Here is a 16,715-nt window from a genome sequence, read left to right as displayed (position 1 = left end):
TTACGCAGTGACGTTCGCGAGAAAGTCGAGCGCGAAAGCGCGCAGGTCGTCGTGGATCAGCGTGCCTTCGGGCAGGCCGCCGGCGGCGAGCGTCTTCTCGCCCTTGCCCGAACGCACGAGGTGCGTACGAAAGCCGAGCGCCGCGCCTGCCTGCAAATCGCGCAGCGAGTCGCCCACCACCGGGGTATCGGCCGGTTCGATCTCGAAGCGTTCCGCGATCATCTTGAGCATGCCCGGTTGCGGCTTGCGGCACTCGCAGTGGTCCTGCGCCGTGTGCGGGCAGAAGAACACGGCGTCGATGCGGCCGCCCACGGCTGCCGCCTGGCGGTGCATCTTCGCGTGCATGGCGTTGAGCGCGGCCATGTCGAACAGTCCGCGTCCGATGCCCGACTGGTTCGACGCGACCGCGACGCGATAGCCCGCCTGATTCAGGCGCGCGATCGCTTCGAGGCTGCCGGGTATCGCGACCCATTCGTCCGGCGACTTGATGAACGCGTCGGAGTCGACGTTGATCACGCCGTCGCGGTCGAGGATCACGAGTTTTCTGGTGGTGCTGGTCGGCATGGCGTTTCGCTCAGTTCCGCTTATGCAGCGAGCCGCGAGATGTCCGCGACGCTGTTCATCTGGCGATGCAGCGCCTTGAGCAGCGCGAGGCGGTTCGCCCGCAGCGCCGGGTCTTCGGCGTTGACCATCACGTCGTTGAAGAACGTGTCCACGGTCTCGCGCAGCGCCGCGAGCGCGGTGAGCGCGCCCGTGTACTCGCGCGCGGCGAGTTGCGTTTCCACGCGCGGCGCGACCTGTTCGAGCTGCGCGAAGAGCGCCTTCTCGGCGGATTCGACGAAGAGCGCGATCTGCACGCCGGCGTCTTCCGCACCCTCGGACTTCTTGAGGATGTTCGAGATGCGCTTGTTGGCCGCCGCGAGCGAGGCCGCTTCCGCGAGCGCTGCGAATTCGCGCACCGCGTCGAGACGCGAGACGATGTCGTCGAAGCGCGTGGGGTTCAGCGCGAGCACCGCGTCCACTTCGGTGGCCGCGAAGCCGCGTTCGCGCAGCATGCCGCGCAGGCGGTCCATGCAGAACTCGTAGATGGCCTGGGTCGATTCCGTCACGGCCTCGATGCCGGCAAATTGCGCGGAGGTGGCGCGCAGCAGCTCGACGAGGTCGAGCGGCAGCTGCTTCTCGACGAGAATGCGCAGCACGCCCAGCGCGTGACGGCGCAGCGCGAACGGGTCCTTCTCGCCCGTGGGCGCGAGGCCGATGCCCCAGATGCCGACGAGCGTTTCCAGCTTGTCCGCGAGCGCGACGATCGTGCCCGTCGTGGTGGCGGGCAGGGCGTCGCCGGAGAAGCGCGGCTGGTAGTGCTCGGAGCACGCAATCGCCACTTCTTCGGGCTCGCCGTCGTGGCGCGCGTAGTAGGTGCCCATCGTGCCTTGCAGCTCGGGGAACTCGCCCACCATGTCGGTCAACAGGTCGGCCTTCGCGAGGCGCGCGCCGCGTTCCGCGAGCGCGATGTCGGCGCCGCACATCAAGGCGATCCGGCCGGCGAGCGCTTCGAGGCGCTCCACGCGCTGCAGCTGCGAGCCGAGCTTGTTGTGATACACCACGTTCGCGAGCAGCGGCACACGGTCGGCCAGCGGCTTCTTCTTGTCCTGCTCGAAGAAGAACTTCGCGTCGGCCAGACGCGGGCGCACCACGCGCTCGTTGCCCTCGACGATCTCGTCGGGCGTTGGCGTCGCGATGTTCGAGACGATCAGGAAGCGCGAGCGCAGCCGGCCCTGGTCGTCGGTGAGCGCGAAGTACTTCTGGTTCGTCTGCATCGTGAGGATCAGGCATTCCTGCGGCACTTGCAGGAACTCGTCCTCGAACTTGCACGCGTACACGACCGGCCATTCGACGAGCGAATTCACTTCGTCGAGCAGCGACTCGGGCATCACGACCTTGTCGCTGCCGGCCTGTTCGATCAGTTGCGCGCGAATCGATTCGCGGCGGTCGGCGTAGCTCGCGATCACGAAGCCCTTGTGCTGCAGCGTGTGCGCGTACTCGTCGGCGTGCTGGATCGCGATCAGGCCTTCGGAGAGGAAGCGGTGGCCGCGCGTGGTGTCGTCGGCGTCGACACCGAATGCCGTGACCGGCACGATCTGGTCGCCGTGCAGCACCGTGAGGCGATGCACCGGGCGCACGAACTGCACATTGCTGCCGTCCGGGCGCTGGTAGGTCATGACCTTCGGGATCGGCAGCTTGCCGAGCGCTTCGTCGAGCACGGCCTGCAGGCCGTCGGCGAGCGTGGCGCCCGGCGCCGAGTAGCGCAGGAAGAACGCTTCGTTCTTGCCGTCGCTCGCGCGCTCGAGGTCGCTCACGGGGAAATCGGGGAAGCCGAGCGCCGCGAGCTTCTTCGCGAGCGGGGCGGTGGGCTGGCCGTTGGCGTCGAGCGCGACCGAAACGGGCAGCACTTTTTCGCGCACCTGCTTTTCGGGCGCGACGCTGCGCACGTTCCTGATCGTGACGGCGAGGCGGCGCGGCGTGGCGTAACGTTCGAACGACAGATCGCCTTCGATCAGGTCGCGCGCGGCGAGGCGCTGCGCGATGCCTTCGGCGAACGCGTCGCCCAGGCGCGCGAGGGCCTTCGGCGGCAGTTCCTCGGTCAGCAGTTCGACGAGGAGAGTGGCGTGATGAGCTTGCGTCATTGTTCTTGAGATCCGGTCATGCCTCGTCGAACTTGCGTTCGACCTTCAGCGGCGGCGCCCAGGCGGGCATCGCGGCGTCCTGTTCGTCGGTGGTGAGGCCCGGCACGCCGTGCACGGGGTTGCCGAGCATCGGGAAGCCGAGCTTTTCGCGCGACTCGTAGTACGACTGCGCCACGCTGCGCGACAGCGCGCGAATGCGGCCGATGTACGCCGCGCGCTCCGTCACGGAGATCGCGCCGCGCGCGTCGAGCAGGTTGAACGTGTGGCCGGCCTTGAGCACGAGTTCGTAAGCGGGCAGCGCGAGCTGCAGATCGATCATGCGCTTCGCTTCGGCTTCGTACGCGTTGAAGAACGTGAACAGCAGGTCGACGTTCGCGTGCTCGAAGTTGTAGGTCGATTGCTCGACTTCGTTCTGGTGGTAGACGTCGCCGTAGGTGAGGCGGCGCATTTCCGGGCCGTTCGGGCCTTGCTCTTCCCACTCGGTCCAGACGAGGTCGTAGACGTTCTCGACCTTCTGCAGATACATCGCGAGACGCTCGAGACCGTAGGTGATTTCGCCGAGCACCGGCTTGCAGTCGATGCCGCCCACCTGCTGGAAGTAGGTGAACTGCGTGACTTCCATGCCGTTGAGCCACACTTCCCAGCCGAGGCCCCAGGCGCCGAGCGTGGGGTTCTCCCAGTCGTCTTCGACGAAGCGCACGTCGTTCTGCTTCAGGTCGAAGCCGAGCGCCTCGAGCGAGCCGAGGTACAGGTCGAGAATGTTCTCCGGCGCGGGCTTGAGCACCACCTGGTACTGGTAGTAGTGCTGCAGACGGTTCGGGTTCTCGCCGTAGCGGCCGTCCTTCGGGCGGCGCGAAGGCTGCACGTAGGCCGCGCGCCACGGCTCGGGGCCGATTGCGCGCAGGAAGGTGTGGACGTGCGAGGTGCCGGCGCCGACTTCCATGTCGATCGGCTGGAGCAGTGCGCAGCCCTGCTTGTCCCAGTAAGACTGGAGCGTCAGGATGATTTGCTGAAACGTGAGCATGTGTGCCTGCAGTGTCTTTCGGGCTTTCGGGGGCGGAATGCGGCGGCCGGAGCCAGGCGAGCGCGCCAGCGGGGCGGCGATGCTCAGCCTTGCCCCTTCCCCTTGCGTGGCCCGGGCCGGGAGGCGGCCAGGTGCTAAAACGTTGAATTTTACCGGATTGCCGGCGCCTTGAGACCTGGACGGGTTCGGGCCGCCGGCAGCGGTGTGGTTGGGTCGTCGGCGCGAGGTCGCGTGTGCTTTGCGCGCGGCTTATTTTTCGTTCGCCGGCTTGCGCTCTTTCGCGCCCTTGAAGGCCGGTCCGAACGCAAAGCCGAGCGCCAGCAGCAGCAACGAAACGGCGATCACCGTGTTGTTGCCGCTCGTCACGTAGGGCGTGAAGCCGCTCGTACCTTCCACCTTCACGTCGAGCGAGCCCACCGTGAACGTCGGCAAACGTGCAATCACGCGGCCTTTCGCGTCGATGGCGGCGGTGGCGCCCGTATTGGTCGCGCGCAGCATCGGGCGGCCGGTTTCGAGCGAGCGCATGCGCGCGATCTGCAGGTGCTGGTCGAGCGCGATGGTGTCGCCGAACCACGCGAGGTTCGTCGAGTTGATCAGGATGCCCGGCGAGGTCGGGCTCTCGCGCACGGTGCGCGCGATCTCCTCGCCGAAGATGTCCTCGTAGCAGATGTTCACCGCCACGAGCTCGCTGTGCACGCGGAAGGGCGGCTGCACGGGCGCCCCGCGCGCGAAGTCGCCGAGCGGGATGTTCATGAGATTGACGAACCAGCGGAAGCCCCAGGGCACGAATTCGCCGAAGGGCACGAGGTGATGCTTGTCGTAGCGATAGAGGCCGTTCTGGCCCGGCGTGATGCCGAAGAGGCTGTTGGTGTAGTCGATCACGCGGCCATCGGACGTGATCGTGCCGCCCACGGCGCCGAACAGGATAGCGGTGTTGGTGCCGTCGGCGAAGGCGCGGACATCGCGCCCGAACTTCTGGGGGATTTCCTGCACGAGCACCGGCACCGCGGTTTCGGGCGTGACGACGAGATCGGCGGGTTTTTCGGTAATCAGCTTCTGGAACTCGTTGAGGGCGTCGATCGTGCCCTGCTCGGAGAACTTCATGTCCTGCTTGACGTTGCCTTGCAGCAGCCGCACGTTGAGCGGCGTGCCCGAGGGTTGCGTCCACGAAACGAGCGAGAGCAGCAGGCCGGCTGCGATCACGGCGAGCGCAAGCAGTGCCGGCGTCGCCACCGCACCGCGCCGGGGCGCCGCGCCGCGCCCCTTCACGTCGCTTGCACGCAAAACCGCCTGCGCGATGAGCGCCGCGACGAGCGCGAGCACCCAGCCCACGCCATACACGCCCACGATCGGCGCAAAACCGGCGAGCGGACCGTCCACTTGCGCGTAGCCGCTCGCAAGCCAGGGAAAGCCGGTGAACACATAGCCGCGCGCCCATTCGCCGAGCGCCCACGCGCTTGCGAACGCGAACGCGCCGTGCCACGTGGGCGAGAACGGCAATTCGCCGCTACGCCCGTTCTTCGCGTGTCCCGCGCAAAACGACCAGACGAGTGCGGCGAGCGCCGGATACAGCCCGAGGTAAAGCGAGAACAGCACGAGCGCGGCGCCCGCGAGCACCGCGGGCATGCCGCCGTAGAAGTGCATGCTCACGTAGAGCCACCAGACGCCGCTCACGAAGTTGCCGAAGCCGAACGCCCAGCCCGTGAAGAGCGCGCTCTTCCAGCCGGTGGTGCGCGTGAGCCAGACGTAGAACAGCGCAAAGATCGCAATGGCGAGCCAGCCGCCGTGCGGCGTGGGCGCGAACGACAGCGTGTTGAGCGCACCCAGCCCGGCGGCGGCGAGATAGTGCCAGAAGGGCAGCGCGCGGCGCGCGGCGCCGTTGGTGGTTTCGCTCGCGCGCGTCTCGGTGTGCGTGCGGGTATCGATCGGTTCGGCCATGCGGTGCGGTGGAAGGCGATGGAAAGCGCGCTGAAAAGCGCGAGCGCGGGTTGCGCGACGAGCGCAACGATAGCACTTTCGTGCGACGGTACCGGGATGGTCTCCAGGGGACGGATCGAAGCGTCGGCGCGCTCGAAGCAAAAACGCCAGCCCGAAGGCTGGCGTCGTTTGCGCGAGAGGCGGCGCGCCGCGTTGGGTCAGGTGCCCGGCGGCTGCAGCGCGGCTTCGCGCTGTCCTGCCAGCGGGTCGCGCCGCACCAGCAGCATGTGAACCTGGCGCGCGTCGGCGCGCAGCACCTCGAAGATCAGGTCGTCGATGCGCACCTTCTCACCGCGATGCGGCACGTGCCCGAAGTGATTCGTGACGAAGCCGCCGATCGTATCGACTTCTTCATCCGGGTAATGGGTGCCGAACGCCTCGTTGAACTGCTCGATTTCGGTGAGCGCGCGCACGCGGAACCGCCCGTCGGGCGAGGCGATGATGTTGCCGCTTTCCTCGTCGAAGTCGTACTCGTCCTCGATGTCGCCGACGATCTGTTCCAGCACGTCTTCGATCGTGATGAGCCCGGCCACGCCGCCGTATTCGTCGACGACGATGGCGATGTGATTGCGGTTCTGACGAAAGTCGTGCAGCAGCACGTTCAGGCGCTTGGACTCGGGGATGAACACGGCCGGGCGCAGCATGCCGCGCACATCGAATTCCTCTTCGGCGTAGTAGCGCAGCAGGTCTTTCGCGAGCAGCACGCCGATCACGTTGTCGCGGTTGCCGTCGTACACGGGGTAGCGCGAGTGCGCTTTCTCGAGCACGAACGGAATGAATTCGTCAGGACTTTCGGCGATGTTGATCGCGTCCATCTGGGCGCGCGGGATCATGATGTCGCGCGCGCAAAGCTCGGACACCTGGAACACGCCTTCGATCATCGAAAGCGAATCGGCGTCGATCAGGTTGCGCGCGTGCGCGTCCTGGAGGATTTCGAGAAGCTCGCTGCGAGAGTCGGGCTCGGGCGAGATGAAGTCGGTCAGCCGCTCGAGTAGCGAGCGCTTTTCCTGCGGTTTGTCGGTCTGGCGTCGACTGGGATAAGAGTCGTTCATGGTGGTGCGCCCTTTGCCGCTGGGGGCAGGGCGCGCTGTTGCGGAGGGTTAAGGATACAACATGCCTGTGGCGCTACCGTGTATTGCCACACAAAGGACACACACCGGCAGATCAATCCTAACGCAGATGCGGCGTGGCCGCCCGGTGGACGAAAAAGCGGCGCGGCGTGACGGCAGCCGCCGTCCGGTCAACCTCGGAAGTGCAACCTAAGAAGCGCAACCGCAGAAACGCGGCCTCAAGCGCAGCGCGCGAGCAGCCGCTCCAGCGCGCGGTCGCGCATGCCGCTCTCGCGCAGTGCATCCACGGTGCGGCGCACGTAGTCGAGCGTCGAGCCGTAGCGGCCCGACGCGCAGCCGAACACGGTGCGCACCGTGGCTTCGGAAAGCTTGCCGGTGTAAGAGGCCACATCGCGCCGCATGACGAAGGCGAGCGCGTCGACGCGGCGGCCGTCTGCGAGCACGCAGGGCAGCCAGGCGGGGCGGTACGAGCCCATCGGCATCTCGCGGCGCCAGAGCGCTTCGAGGTGCGGCATCACGCCCTCGGCCGCAAGCCGGAACGCGACGCCCGCGCACGAGCCGCCGCGGTCGAGCGCGAGCACGAGGCCGGGCTGCTCGGGCGTGCCGCGGTTCACGCGCGACCACAGATATAGCCCGCGATGGTAGCCGTGCACGCGCGACCGCACGTTCTCGACGGTGGGCAGGCCCGGGTTCCAGATCAGCGAGCCATAGCCGAACAGCCAGATGTCGCTCGCGCTGTCCCAGCCTCGCGCTTTCAGCGTGCAGTCGAGCGAGGCGCGCAACTCGTCTTCGCTCAGGAGCCGCGACTCGCCGAGTGCCGGCGGGTAGCCGGGGCAGGGCACGCTCGCATCGCCCGCCTCGGGCAGTGCTGAGGGTTCGGCGAAATCGGGCGTGCGTTTGTCGTTCATGACGGGGGCTTACTTGTACGGATCAGGAAAGCCTAGCGAGTTGAGGACCTCGGTCTCGATGCCTTCCATCTCTTCGGCTTCGGTCTCGTCTTCGTGATCGTAACCCTGCGCGTGCAGCGCGCCGTGCACGAGCAGATGCGCGTAGTGCGCGGCGAGCGGCTTGCCCTGCTCGGCGGCTTCCTTTTCCACCACGGGGCAGCACAGGATCAGATCGCCCGTGACCGGATCGTCCTCGCTCTCCGCGTACGCGAAGGTGAGCACGTTGGTCGCGTAGTCCTTGCCGCGATACGTGCGGTTCAGCGTGCGGCCTTCTTCGCCGTCGACGAAGCGCACGGCCAGTTCCGCGTCCGCGAAGAGCGCGGCCTTGAGCCACGCCGCCACGGTGGCGCGCGGCAGCGCGGCCTTGTGCTCGGGGAACGCCTTCGCGGCGGGGAACTGCACGGTCAGTTTGAGTTTTGGTGCGCGGGGCATGGGGCTCAAGCTATGAAGCGACGCAGGCGGCGGCGTTAGCGCGCGTCGCCAACGCCTTCGTCCTTTTTCGAATGCGCGTCATAAGCCTCGACGATACGCGCGACGAGCGGGTGGCGCACGACGTCCGCACTCGTGAAGTGCGTGACGGCGATACCGCGCACGTCCTTCAGCACATGCTGCGCTTCGATCAGGCCGCTCTTGTGGCCGCGCGGCAAGTCGATCTGCGTGGTGTCGCCGGTCACGACCGCCTTCGAGCCGAAGCCGATCCGCGTGAGGAACATCTTCATCTGCTCGGGCGTGGTGTTCTGCGCCTCGTCGAGAATGATGAACGCGTGATTGAGCGTGCGCCCGCGCATGTAGGCGAGCGGCGCGATTTCGATCATCTGGCGCTCGAACATCTTCGCGGTCTTGTCGAAGCCGAGCAGATCGTAAAGCGCGTCGTACAGCGGACGCAGATACGGATCGACCTTCTGCGACAGATCGCCGGGCAGGAAGCCCAGACGCTCGCCCGCTTCCACGGCCGGACGCGTGAGCACGATGCGCTTGACCTGGTCGCGCTCGAGCGCGTCCACCGCGCAGGCCACGGCGAGATAGGTCTTGCCCGTGCCCGCGGGGCCGATGCCGAACGTCACGTCGTGCGAGATGATCTGCTTCAGATACTCGCGCTGCGCGGGCGTGCGGCCGCGCAGGTCGGCGCGCCGCGTGTACAGCTTCGGACCCAGCTCCTCGACATCGACGCCTTCGCCCGCGGGCTCGTCGAACGGATGATCGGGGTCGCCGCGAAAACGCGGGTCGATCTCGGCGGCGTCGTTGCCGCCGCTATTGCCGCCGTTCACGTTGCCGCGCACGCCACCGTGGCCATTGCCGCGCGGATCGTTCGCCGAGTTGCCGCCGAAGTTCGCAGGGTGCCGGGCCTCGACGAGCGCGAGCTGAATGTCGTCGACGGAGAGCGGATCGCGCGCCTGGTTGTAGAAGTTCTCGAGCGCCGCGAGCGCCAGCTTGGCGCCACGCCCGCGAATCGTGATGCGATGGCCGCGCCGCGCGAGCGTCACGTCGAGCGCTTGCTCGATCTGGCGCAGGTTTTCGTCGAGCGGGCCGCAGAGGTTGGCGAGCCGCGCGTTGTCGTCGCGCGGCGCGGTGAATTCCAGATGCTGCTGATTGGGCTTCAAGGTGTCTCTGAACTCCTGAATTCCTGGCTGGGTGCGTCGAGCCGATTAGTGCGCGAGCGTCGAAGCGTCTTCGTGCGCGAGCACGAGTTCGCCGCGCAGCGAGTGCGGGTACGCGTGGTTGATCTTCACGTCGATCATCTGGCCGATCAGGCGCGCGTGCGAAGCGAGCGGCGCCGGGAAGTTCACCACCCGGTTGTTCTGCGTGCGGCCCGAGAGTTCGCTCGGGTCCTTGCGCGAAGGGCCTTCCACGAGAATGCGTTCGACCCGGCCGACCATCGACTGGCTGATGCGCGCCACGTTCTCTTCGATCGTGGCCTGCAGATGCTGCAGGCGCTTGAGCTTCACTTCGCGCGGCGTGTCGTCTTCGAGATTCGCGGCGGGCGTGCCCGGGCGCGGGCTGTAGATGAACGAGAAGCTCGTGTCGTAGCTCATCTCCTCGACGAGCGCCATCATCTTCTGGAAGTCCTCTTCGGTCTCGCCGGGGAAGCCGACGATGAAGTCCGTGGAGAGCGACAGGTCCGGGCGGATCGCGCGCAGCTTGCGGATGATCGACTTGTACTCGAGCACGGTGTAGCCGCGCTTCATCGCCATGAGCACGCGGTCCGAGCCGTGCTGCACCGGCAGATGCAGGTGGCTCACGAGCTTGGGCACCTTTGCGTAGGTGTCGATCAGGCGCTGCGTGAATTCCTTCGGGTGCGAAGTCGTGTAGCGGATGCGCTCGATGCCGGGGATCTCGGCGACGTATTCGATCAACGTGGCGAAGTCGGCCACGTCGTGCGCCCCACTCGTGAGCGCGCCGCGATAGGCGTTGACGTTCTGGCCGAGCAGCGTGACTTCACGCACGCCCTGGTCGGCGAGGCCCGCGATCTCGGTGAGCACGTCGTCGAGCGGACGCGAGACTTCCTCGCCGCGCGTGTAGGGCACGACGCAGTAGCTGCAGTATTTCGAGCAGCCTTCCATGATCGAGACGAACGCGCTCGGGCCTTCCACGCGCGCGGGCGGCAGATGGTCGAACTTCTCGATTTCGGGGAAGCTGATGTCCACCTGCGCGCGGCCCGAGGCGCGGCGCGCGTCGATCATCTGCGGCAGGCGGTGCAGCGTTTGCGGGCCGAACACGAGGTCCACGTACGGCGCGCGCGCGACGATCGCCGCGCCTTCCTGGCTGGCCACACAGCCGCCCACGCCGATCAGCAGGTTCGGGTTCGCTTCCTTGAGTTCGCGCACGCGGCCGAGGTCGGAGAAGACCTTCTCTTGCGCCTTTTCGCGCACCGAACAGGTGTTGAAGAGGATGACGTCCGCGTCTTCGGGGGTGTCGGTCTTCACGAGACCTTCGGCAGCGCCGAGTACGTCGACCATCTTGTCGGAGTCGTACTCGTTCATCTGGCAGCCAAAGGTCTTTACATAAACTTTCTTGGTCATCGGGTTTCGCCGTTCGCAGTGGTTGACCTGGGGGCGTCGTCCGCTTGATGCACGCGCGTGATGCACGGTCTGCACGTCAGGACTACGGTGTTTTATGGGGGCCGAATCGAGATGCAGGGAAGCCGGCTATGAGGCCGGCGTTGGCATCCTGTTTCTGGCCATGCGCGTCTGGCAACTTGGGACGTTCCGGGTTGCTCTTTTGTTCTGTTTGCCGGTGCCGCATTTGCCGATATTGGCCAATGCGGACGCGCCTGCGGATCGCTTTCTGCGCAATCCGACATTATATCCGTTTGCGTCTGCGGCTTTGCGTCGCTTCGGCCGGATCCGTGCAGGGGACGAGCGCCTCGAGTTCGCCCGAAGTCTGCGCGAAGCGCTCGGTGAGGAAATCGAGCAGCGCCCGCACGCGCGGCGCGAGAAAGCGGTTGCGGTGGTAGAGCGCGTGCAGCGGCGCGTCGGGGTAGCGCCACTCGGGCATCACGGTCTTGAGCCGCCCGGCGCGCAGATCCTCCGCGACATCCCAGATCGACTTCACCGCGAGGCCGTAGCCGCACAGCGCCCACTGGCGCGCGACTTCGCCATCCGTCGACTCGAGCGCGCCATCGAGCGGCACCGTATAGGTCTGCGTTTCGGTTTGCGATCCGCTGCCGCGCGTGAAGCGCCACTCGTTCACCGGCCCCGCCGCCGAACCGATCACGATGCAGTCGAAACGGGCCAGATCGTTCGGCTCCCGCGGCTCGCCGCAGCGCGCGAGGTACGCGGGCGAGGCGCACAGCACGCGGCGGTTCGGCGCGAGCCAGCGCGCCACGAGCGAACTGTCCTGCGGCGTGCCGAAGCGGATCGCGAGATCGATGTCTTCGAGCACGAGATTCGAGAGCGAGTCGGTCAGCATTAGCGCGAAACGCACGTCGGGGTAGAGCGCGCGGAATTCGTCGAGCCAGGTCATCAGCAGATTGCGGCCGAAATCCGAGGTCGCCGAAATGCGCACCTTGCCGCGCACCGCGTTCTGGCCCTCCTGCAAGGCCGCCTTGGCGTCATCGAGCGAGCGCAGCGCGTGCTCGCTGCAGGTGAGGTAGAGGCGGCCTTCGTCGGTGAGGCGCAGCTGGCGGGTGGTGCGGTCGAACAGACGCGCGCGCAGCTCCGCTTCGAGCCGCGCGAGCCGGGCGCTGGCCGCCGCGGGCGTGAGGCCGAGCTTGCGGCCCGCCGCGGAAAGGCTGCCGAGGCGTGCCGCCTCCACGAACAGGCGCACGTCGCCGAGGTTGTCCATCGCGATTATTAGAAATGGATTGAAAATGATTCAAATGCTACGCCAATTATCAAATTCGAGCGTAGCCGCGACAATGCGCGTGTTTTCAGGACAGCCGCCCAGGCCTGCACGCCATGCAACTCGATCACGTCACCCTCGTCACGCCCGACCTCGAAGGCACATGCCGCTTCTTTCGCGACGTCGTCGGCCTCGAAGACGGCCCGCGTCCGCCGTTTCGCGTGGACGGCCACTGGCTCTACGCGCACGGCCGCCCGGTCATCCATCTGGTCGATGCGACCGGGCCCGCGCGGTTGCCAGGCGGTGCGTCTGCGCTCGTCGCGCCGCGCATCGACCACGTGGCGTTTCGCGTGGCGCCGGGCATCGAGTGGCGCGCGCTCGTCGAGCGGCTGGCCGCGCACCGCGTGCCGTACCAGCTGGCGGAGGTGCCCGCGAGCGCGGAAGTGCAGCTGTTCGTTGCGCTCGCGCCCGGTGTCGTCGTCGAGTTCGTGACGTCGCTGGCGGCCGGCGTGGCGGCTTGATGGCCGCTGGCTGCCACTGAAGCCCATTTGAATCCAGGCTGATTTTCGGAGATTTCGATGCCTATCCCCTTGCTCGCGCTGGCCATCAGCGCCTTTGCCATCGGCACCACCGAGTTCCTCATCATGGGCCTGTTGCCCGACGTGGCGCGCGATCTGAACGTGACGATTCCCGCCGCGGGCCTGCTCGTGACGGGCTATGCGCTCGGCGTGGCGGCCGGCGCGCCGCTGCTGGCCGCGCTGACGAGCCGCATGCCGCGCAAGCTCGCGTTGCAACTGCTGATGGGCGTGTTCATCGTCGGCAACGTGATGTGCGCGGTCGCGTCGAACTATTCGCTGCTGATGGTTGCGCGTGTCGTCGCGTCGTTCGCGCACGGCTCGTTCTTCGGCATCGGCGCCGTGGTGGCCGCCTCGCTCGTGCCGCAGGAAAAGCGCGCGAGCGCCATCGCGCTGATGTTCACGGGGCTCACGCTCGCCACCGTGCTGGGCGTGCCGTTCGGCACCGCCATTGGCCAGCAGTTCGGCTGGCGCGTGGCGTTCTGGATCGTGAGCGGCCTTGGCGTGATTTCGCTCGTCGGCGTGACGGCGCTGGTGCCCAACCAGCACGATAGCGGCCCGGCCGGGCTCGGCCACGAAGTGCGCGTGCTGCGCGACCCGCAGGTGTGGCTCGCGCTCGGCATGACGGTGCTGGGGTTCGGCGGCGTGTTCGTCGTGTTCACCTACATCGCGCCGATTCTCGAGCAGGTGGGCGGCTTCTCGCCGCGCGGCGTGACGCTGATGCTCGTGCTGTTCGGCGTGGGCCTGACGCTCGGCAACACCCTGGGCGGCAAGCTCGCGGACCGCGCGCTGATGCCTTCGCTGATGGGCATTCTCGTCGTGCTCGCCGTGGTCATGGCCATCTTCACGAAGACGAGCCACGCCATGTGGCCCGCCGCGATCACCGTGTTCGTGTGGGGCATCGCCGCGTTCGCGACCGTGCCGCCGTTGCAGATGCGCGTGGTCGCGAAAGCCGCGGCGGCGCCGAATCTCGCTTCGACGCTGAACATCGGCGCGTTCAACGTGGGTAACGCAATGGGCGCGTGGATGGGTGGCCTCGCCATTGCGCACGGCGTGGCGCTCGACTCGCTGCCGTGGGTGGCCGCGGCCGTTTCGGTGGCGGCGCTCGTGCTCACCTGGGCGGCGGCGCGGCTCGACACGCGCGCCGTACCGCTGCGCGACGCGCACGTGGCGGCGCGGCAGAATTCGTGAGCGCCCGACTAGGGCAACGCGCAAGGCCGCGCTGAAGGCAGCGCGCCTTATGCGCAGGGCGCGAAAGCAATCCACGATTCGCGCTCTGCAATGCTGATAACAGTGTGAAGATAACTTCGTTGGGCGCGGCAAATCGCGATGCTAGTCTTGCCTCCATTCATGCTCTTGCGCCGCAATGACGCGGCGCTGCCTGGAGGCAGCCATGCATTCACCCCTCGCGCTCGTACGCGATGCACAACCCGATAGTGCGCACACCGAAGGATCTTACGAGACGCTGGAGCATCTCGTGGGCGTGAACCTCGCCCGGCTGCGCGCCGAACGCCAGCTTTCGCTCGATGCGCTCGCACGCGCCTCCGGTGTCTCGCGCGCGATGCTCGCCCAGGTCGAGTCGGCGCGCAGCGTGCCGTCGATCAAGGTGCTGTGCAAGGTGGCAGCGGCGCTCAAGGTCTCGGTGTCGGCATTCCTGCGGCGGCATGCCGTGAACGGCTTCGAGCATTTGCCGGCCGATCGGGCGTCACGCCTCGTTTCCGCCGACGGCCGTTATTCGGCGCGCGCGCTCTATCCGGAAGCGGAGCCCGCCGCCGCCGAATTCCACGAACTGCGCATCGCGCCGCTGCACACCGAGCCCGGCGTGCGCCGCCCGCCCGGCACGACGGTGAACCTCGTGGTGAGCGAGGGTACGCTCGAAGTGAGCGTGCACGATCGGCGCCAGCTGCTCGCCACCGGCGATGCGATCGTATTCGACGCCGACCAGCCGCACAGCCTGCGCAACCCGGGCGACACCGAGGCGCGCGTGTTTCGCGTGACGCTCAACGCCGAGACGCCGCCGCGCTGGGACGTGCCGGCCGCGACGGCTGGCGGCGAAGCGGCGTCGGCAGTCGAAGCGATCAGGACGGTTGAAGCGGTCGAGTCGGTCACTGTCGCGGCGGCGCAGCCGGCATGAGCCGCGTCGCATCGTCGAGAAAATTCTCTAGTCGTACTTTTTTGCGCTGCACAGTTGCGCAGCCTGTTGTATCCTTTGCCCGCCGGTTAAGTCAGGTAATAAGCCGGTAATCAGTGCGTCTTCAGGGCGGGGCGAAATTCCCCACCGGCGGTATGCCGGCCGCGCCGCAAGGCAAGGTCGACGAGCCCGCGAGCGCCTGCGCGAGCCTCATTGTGTCGTGCGCAGGGTCAGCAGATCTGGTGCGAAGCCAGAGCCGACGGTCATAGTCCGGATGAAAGAAGATGTGCAGATGGTCATGTTTGCCCATCCGCCGCGGCGTTTCGGCCGATGTGCGTGCGTCCCCATTTTCGGGGCGCGCGGCATCCGTGCGAATCGCGCGTGCCGGGGATTCCTGTCTGTTTGCAATGCCCTGAAACGTTTTTCGCCTAACTCTCGCGAGGAGCGTTTCACATGTCCCTTACTGCCAGTACCCCTCTCGCTGCATCCCAGGGCGCGCCGCTCGACGCCGCCGCCGATCTCCCGTTCATCGATTCCGAGCCGGTGCCGCCGCGCATTGCCGCCGCGTTGCAAGCCATGCGCGAAGGCCGCCCGGTCGTGCTGCAGGACGACCACGACCGCGAGGACGAGGCCGACCTGATCGTCGCCGCCGAACGCCTCACGCCCGAAACGATGGCGCTCTTCATCCGCGAATGCAGCGGCATCGTGTGCCTGTGTCTCTCTGACGAAAAAGTGCGCGCGCTCGAACTGCCGCCGATGGTGGCCCACAACGAGAGCCGCAACCGCACTGCGTTCACGGTCTCGATCGAAGCGCGCGACGGCGTGAGCACGGGCGTGTCGGCCGCCGACCGCGTGACGACGATCCGCGCCGCGATCGCCGCGGACGCGAAGCCTGCCGATATCGTGCGCCCCGGCCACGTGTTCCCGCTGCGTGCCCAGAAGGGCGGCGTGCTGGCGCGCCGCGGCCATACCGAAGGCACCGTCGATCTGGCGGTGCTCGCGGGCCTCGCTCCGGCCGGCGTGCTGTGCGAGCTGATGAACCTGGATGGCACGATGGCGCGCGGCAAGCAGGTCGACGACTTCGCGAAGCTGCACAATCTGCCGGTGCTCTCGATTGCCGAGCTGGTGGCGTTTCGCGAGTCGCTCGCCGTGGCGCGCGAGCGCTGTGCCGAGCCGGCCTGAGTCACGCTGAAAGTCGCAAGGTGAGGTGAGGGACGTGACGCCGATGGGCGCCGCGTCCCGTTTTCATTGCGGCATGCGCGATTTGTGCGATCTGTGCGCCGGTGGCGCGCGCAGCCTTACGACTGCACGTCGCCGAATTCGCCGCGCACGCCGGCCTCGACGAGCGCCGGCAGCTCTTCCATGTGCGCCATGATGCGTGTGATGCCCATCTCGCGCAGCACGTCGGCGTAGCCCGAAGGAATGTGGCTCGCGCCCACGAACGCAATCGTCTTCATGCCTGCGGCGCGCGCGGCGTTCAAACCCGAAATGCTGTCTTCGACGACGATGCAGCGCGCCGGCTCCACGCCGAGCTGCTTCGCCGCGTGCAGGTACACGTCCGGATAAGGCTTGGGCCGCGCGACCTGCTCGGCGCTGAAGATGCGCTCGCCGAAGATCGTGTCGAGCCCGGCGCGTCGCACCGAAGCGTGCACGCGCGTGAGCCGGCTGTTCGAAACGACGGCGGCAGGCAGCGTGACCCGGCGCAAGGCGTCGCGCACGCCGTTGATCGGGCTCACCGACTCGGCAATCGCGGCTTCGCAACGATGTTCGATGGTCTCGAGGAAGTCCTCGGGCATCGTGAGGTCGAAGCGCGCGGCGACGTCGGCGAGAAAGCGCGAGGTCTGCTGGCCGAACGCTGCATTCACGGCGGCGTGAAAATCGATGCCGGGAAAGGTGCTGCTGAGCGTGTCGAACAGCACGCGGTCGGCGATGACTTCGCTGTCGACGAGCACGCCGTCACAGTCGCAGATGAGATGGTCGATCATGCGTGAAACGAGAGGCCGGGCGCAGCGCGCGGCCAGAGGTC

General features: G+C 67.1%; 15 protein-coding genes and 1 riboswitch. Of the genes, 4 read left to right on the top strand and 11 right to left on the bottom strand.

Translation table 11 applies throughout. The features are described 5' to 3' along the window. From gmhB to AB4Y35_RS17985, 10 genes are all read right to left on the bottom strand, one after another. Positions 1 to 564, bottom strand: a complete 564-nt coding sequence (gene gmhB, locus AB4Y35_RS18030; RefSeq protein WP_368687556.1) for a D-glycero-beta-D-manno-heptose 1,7-bisphosphate 7-phosphatase — start codon at positions 562 to 564, stop codon at positions 1 to 3. 20 nt (positions 565 to 584) lie between these two features. Beyond that, entirely contained in the window at positions 585 to 2,684 is a 2,100-nt protein-coding gene (gene glyS, locus AB4Y35_RS18025) for a glycine--tRNA ligase subunit beta (protein ID WP_368705284.1), read from the bottom strand. Between the two features lie 16 nt (positions 2,685 to 2,700). Beyond that, positions 2,701 to 3,708, bottom strand: coding sequence for a glycine--tRNA ligase subunit alpha (glyQ, locus tag AB4Y35_RS18020; protein ID WP_342921223.1), 1,008 nt, complete (start codon positions 3,706 to 3,708; stop codon positions 2,701 to 2,703). A 249-nt stretch (positions 3,709 to 3,957) separates the two neighbouring features. Further along, the gene (gene lnt / locus AB4Y35_RS18015) at positions 3,958 to 5,646 is read right to left on the bottom strand and encodes an apolipoprotein N-acyltransferase (RefSeq protein WP_368705283.1); all 1,689 of its coding nucleotides are present in this window, start codon (positions 5,644 to 5,646) and stop codon (positions 3,958 to 3,960) included. Between the two features lie 197 nt (positions 5,647 to 5,843). Then, positions 5,844 to 6,737, bottom strand: a complete 894-nt coding sequence (locus AB4Y35_RS18010) for an HlyC/CorC family transporter (RefSeq protein WP_324155991.1) — start codon at positions 6,735 to 6,737, stop codon at positions 5,844 to 5,846. A gap of 236 nt (positions 6,738 to 6,973) precedes the next feature. Further along, positions 6,974 to 7,663: a gamma-glutamylcyclotransferase gene (locus tag AB4Y35_RS18005; RefSeq protein ID WP_368694040.1), complete on the bottom strand. Its 690-nt coding sequence runs from the start codon at positions 7,661 to 7,663 to the stop codon at positions 6,974 to 6,976. A gap of 9 nt (positions 7,664 to 7,672) precedes the next feature. Further along, complete coding sequence (gene ybeY / locus AB4Y35_RS18000) at positions 7,673 to 8,134, bottom strand: rRNA maturation RNase YbeY (protein ID WP_368705282.1); 462 nt, start codon at positions 8,132 to 8,134, stop codon at positions 7,673 to 7,675. Positions 8,135 to 8,169: 35 nt separating this feature from the next. Next, a complete protein-coding gene (locus tag AB4Y35_RS17995) occupies positions 8,170 to 9,303 on the bottom strand; it encodes a PhoH family protein (protein WP_368705281.1) in 1,134 nt (377 codons plus the stop codon). Positions 9,304 to 9,348: 45 nt separating this feature from the next. Beyond that, the gene (gene miaB / locus AB4Y35_RS17990; RefSeq protein ID WP_368705280.1) at positions 9,349 to 10,722 is read right to left on the bottom strand and encodes a tRNA (N6-isopentenyl adenosine(37)-C2)-methylthiotransferase MiaB; all 1,374 of its coding nucleotides are present in this window, start codon (positions 10,720 to 10,722) and stop codon (positions 9,349 to 9,351) included. Positions 10,723 to 11,002: 280 nt separating this feature from the next. Then, on the bottom strand, positions 11,003 to 11,986 hold the full coding sequence (locus AB4Y35_RS17985; RefSeq protein ID WP_368687565.1) for a LysR family transcriptional regulator: 984 nt from the start codon (positions 11,984 to 11,986) through the stop codon (positions 11,003 to 11,005). A 113-nt stretch (positions 11,987 to 12,099) separates the two neighbouring features. Between AB4Y35_RS17985 and AB4Y35_RS17980 the strand changes: the two genes are divergently transcribed. The 4 genes from AB4Y35_RS17980 to ribB all read left to right on the top strand — a co-directional run bounded on the left by AB4Y35_RS17980 (position 12,100) and on the right by ribB (position 15,871). Next, positions 12,100 to 12,504, top strand: a complete 405-nt coding sequence (locus AB4Y35_RS17980) for an extradiol dioxygenase (protein ID WP_368705279.1) — start codon at positions 12,100 to 12,102, stop codon at positions 12,502 to 12,504. Between the two features lie 57 nt (positions 12,505 to 12,561). Next, entirely contained in the window at positions 12,562 to 13,749 is a 1,188-nt protein-coding gene (locus AB4Y35_RS17975) for an MFS transporter (protein WP_368705278.1), read from the top strand. A 202-nt stretch (positions 13,750 to 13,951) separates the two neighbouring features. Continuing rightward, positions 13,952 to 14,692: a helix-turn-helix domain-containing protein gene (locus tag AB4Y35_RS17970; protein WP_368705277.1), complete on the top strand. Its 741-nt coding sequence runs from the start codon at positions 13,952 to 13,954 to the stop codon at positions 14,690 to 14,692. Positions 14,693 to 14,805: 113 nt separating this feature from the next. Continuing rightward, a riboswitch (FMN riboswitch) is annotated at positions 14,806 to 14,979 on the top strand. A gap of 163 nt (positions 14,980 to 15,142) precedes the next feature. Continuing rightward, entirely contained in the window at positions 15,143 to 15,871 is a 729-nt protein-coding gene (gene ribB, locus AB4Y35_RS17965; protein ID WP_368705276.1) for a 3,4-dihydroxy-2-butanone-4-phosphate synthase, read from the top strand. 116 nt (positions 15,872 to 15,987) lie between these two features. Here ribB and AB4Y35_RS17960 read toward each other — a convergent pair whose 3' ends face one another. Continuing rightward, positions 15,988 to 16,674 carry an HAD family phosphatase gene (locus tag AB4Y35_RS17960; RefSeq protein WP_069262876.1) on the bottom strand — a complete coding sequence of 229 codons (687 nt, stop codon included), beginning with the start codon at positions 16,672 to 16,674 and terminating at the stop codon, positions 15,988 to 15,990. Positions 16,675 to 16,715 lie beyond the last annotated feature (41 nt).

The organism is Paraburkholderia sp. EG286A (assembly GCF_040965375.1).
In the GTDB taxonomy this organism is placed as follows: domain Bacteria; phylum Pseudomonadota; class Gammaproteobacteria; order Burkholderiales; family Burkholderiaceae; genus Paraburkholderia.
This window is presented reverse-complemented; position numbering and strand designations above follow the sequence as displayed.

Excerpts from the sequence above, each read along its gene's own strand:
- AB4Y35_RS17975 (WP_368705278.1), top strand. The coding sequence starts at position 12,562 with ATGCCTATCCCCTTGCTCGCGCTGGCCATCAGCGCCTTTGCCATCGGC.
- AB4Y35_RS18010 (WP_324155991.1), bottom strand. The coding sequence starts at position 6,737 with ATGAACGACTCTTATCCCAGTCGACGCCAGACCGACAAACCGCAGGAA.
- AB4Y35_RS17970 (WP_368705277.1), top strand. The coding sequence starts at position 13,952 with ATGCATTCACCCCTCGCGCTCGTACGCGATGCACAACCCGATAGTGCG.
- AB4Y35_RS18005 (WP_368694040.1), bottom strand. The coding sequence starts at position 7,663 with ATGAACGACAAACGCACGCCCGATTTCGCCGAACCCTCAGCACTGCCC.
- gmhB (WP_368687556.1), bottom strand. The coding sequence starts at position 564 with ATGCCGACCAGCACCACCAGAAAACTCGTGATCCTCGACCGCGACGGC.
- miaB (WP_368705280.1), bottom strand. The coding sequence starts at position 10,722 with ATGACCAAGAAAGTTTATGTAAAGACCTTTGGCTGCCAGATGAACGAG.
- AB4Y35_RS17985 (WP_368687565.1), bottom strand. The coding sequence starts at position 11,986 with ATGGACAACCTCGGCGACGTGCGCCTGTTCGTGGAGGCGGCACGCCTC.
- lnt (WP_368705283.1), bottom strand. The coding sequence starts at position 5,646 with ATGGCCGAACCGATCGATACCCGCACGCACACCGAGACGCGCGCGAGC.
- glyQ (WP_342921223.1), bottom strand. The coding sequence starts at position 3,708 with ATGCTCACGTTTCAGCAAATCATCCTGACGCTCCAGTCTTACTGGGAC.
- AB4Y35_RS17960 (WP_069262876.1), bottom strand. The coding sequence starts at position 16,674 with ATGATCGACCATCTCATCTGCGACTGTGACGGCGTGCTCGTCGACAGC.
- ybeY (WP_368705282.1), bottom strand. The coding sequence starts at position 8,134 with ATGCCCCGCGCACCAAAACTCAAACTGACCGTGCAGTTCCCCGCCGCG.
- glyS (WP_368705284.1), bottom strand. The coding sequence starts at position 2,684 with ATGACGCAAGCTCATCACGCCACTCTCCTCGTCGAACTGCTGACCGAG.
- AB4Y35_RS17980 (WP_368705279.1), top strand. The coding sequence starts at position 12,100 with ATGCAACTCGATCACGTCACCCTCGTCACGCCCGACCTCGAAGGCACA.
- ribB (WP_368705276.1), top strand. The coding sequence starts at position 15,143 with ATGTCCCTTACTGCCAGTACCCCTCTCGCTGCATCCCAGGGCGCGCCG.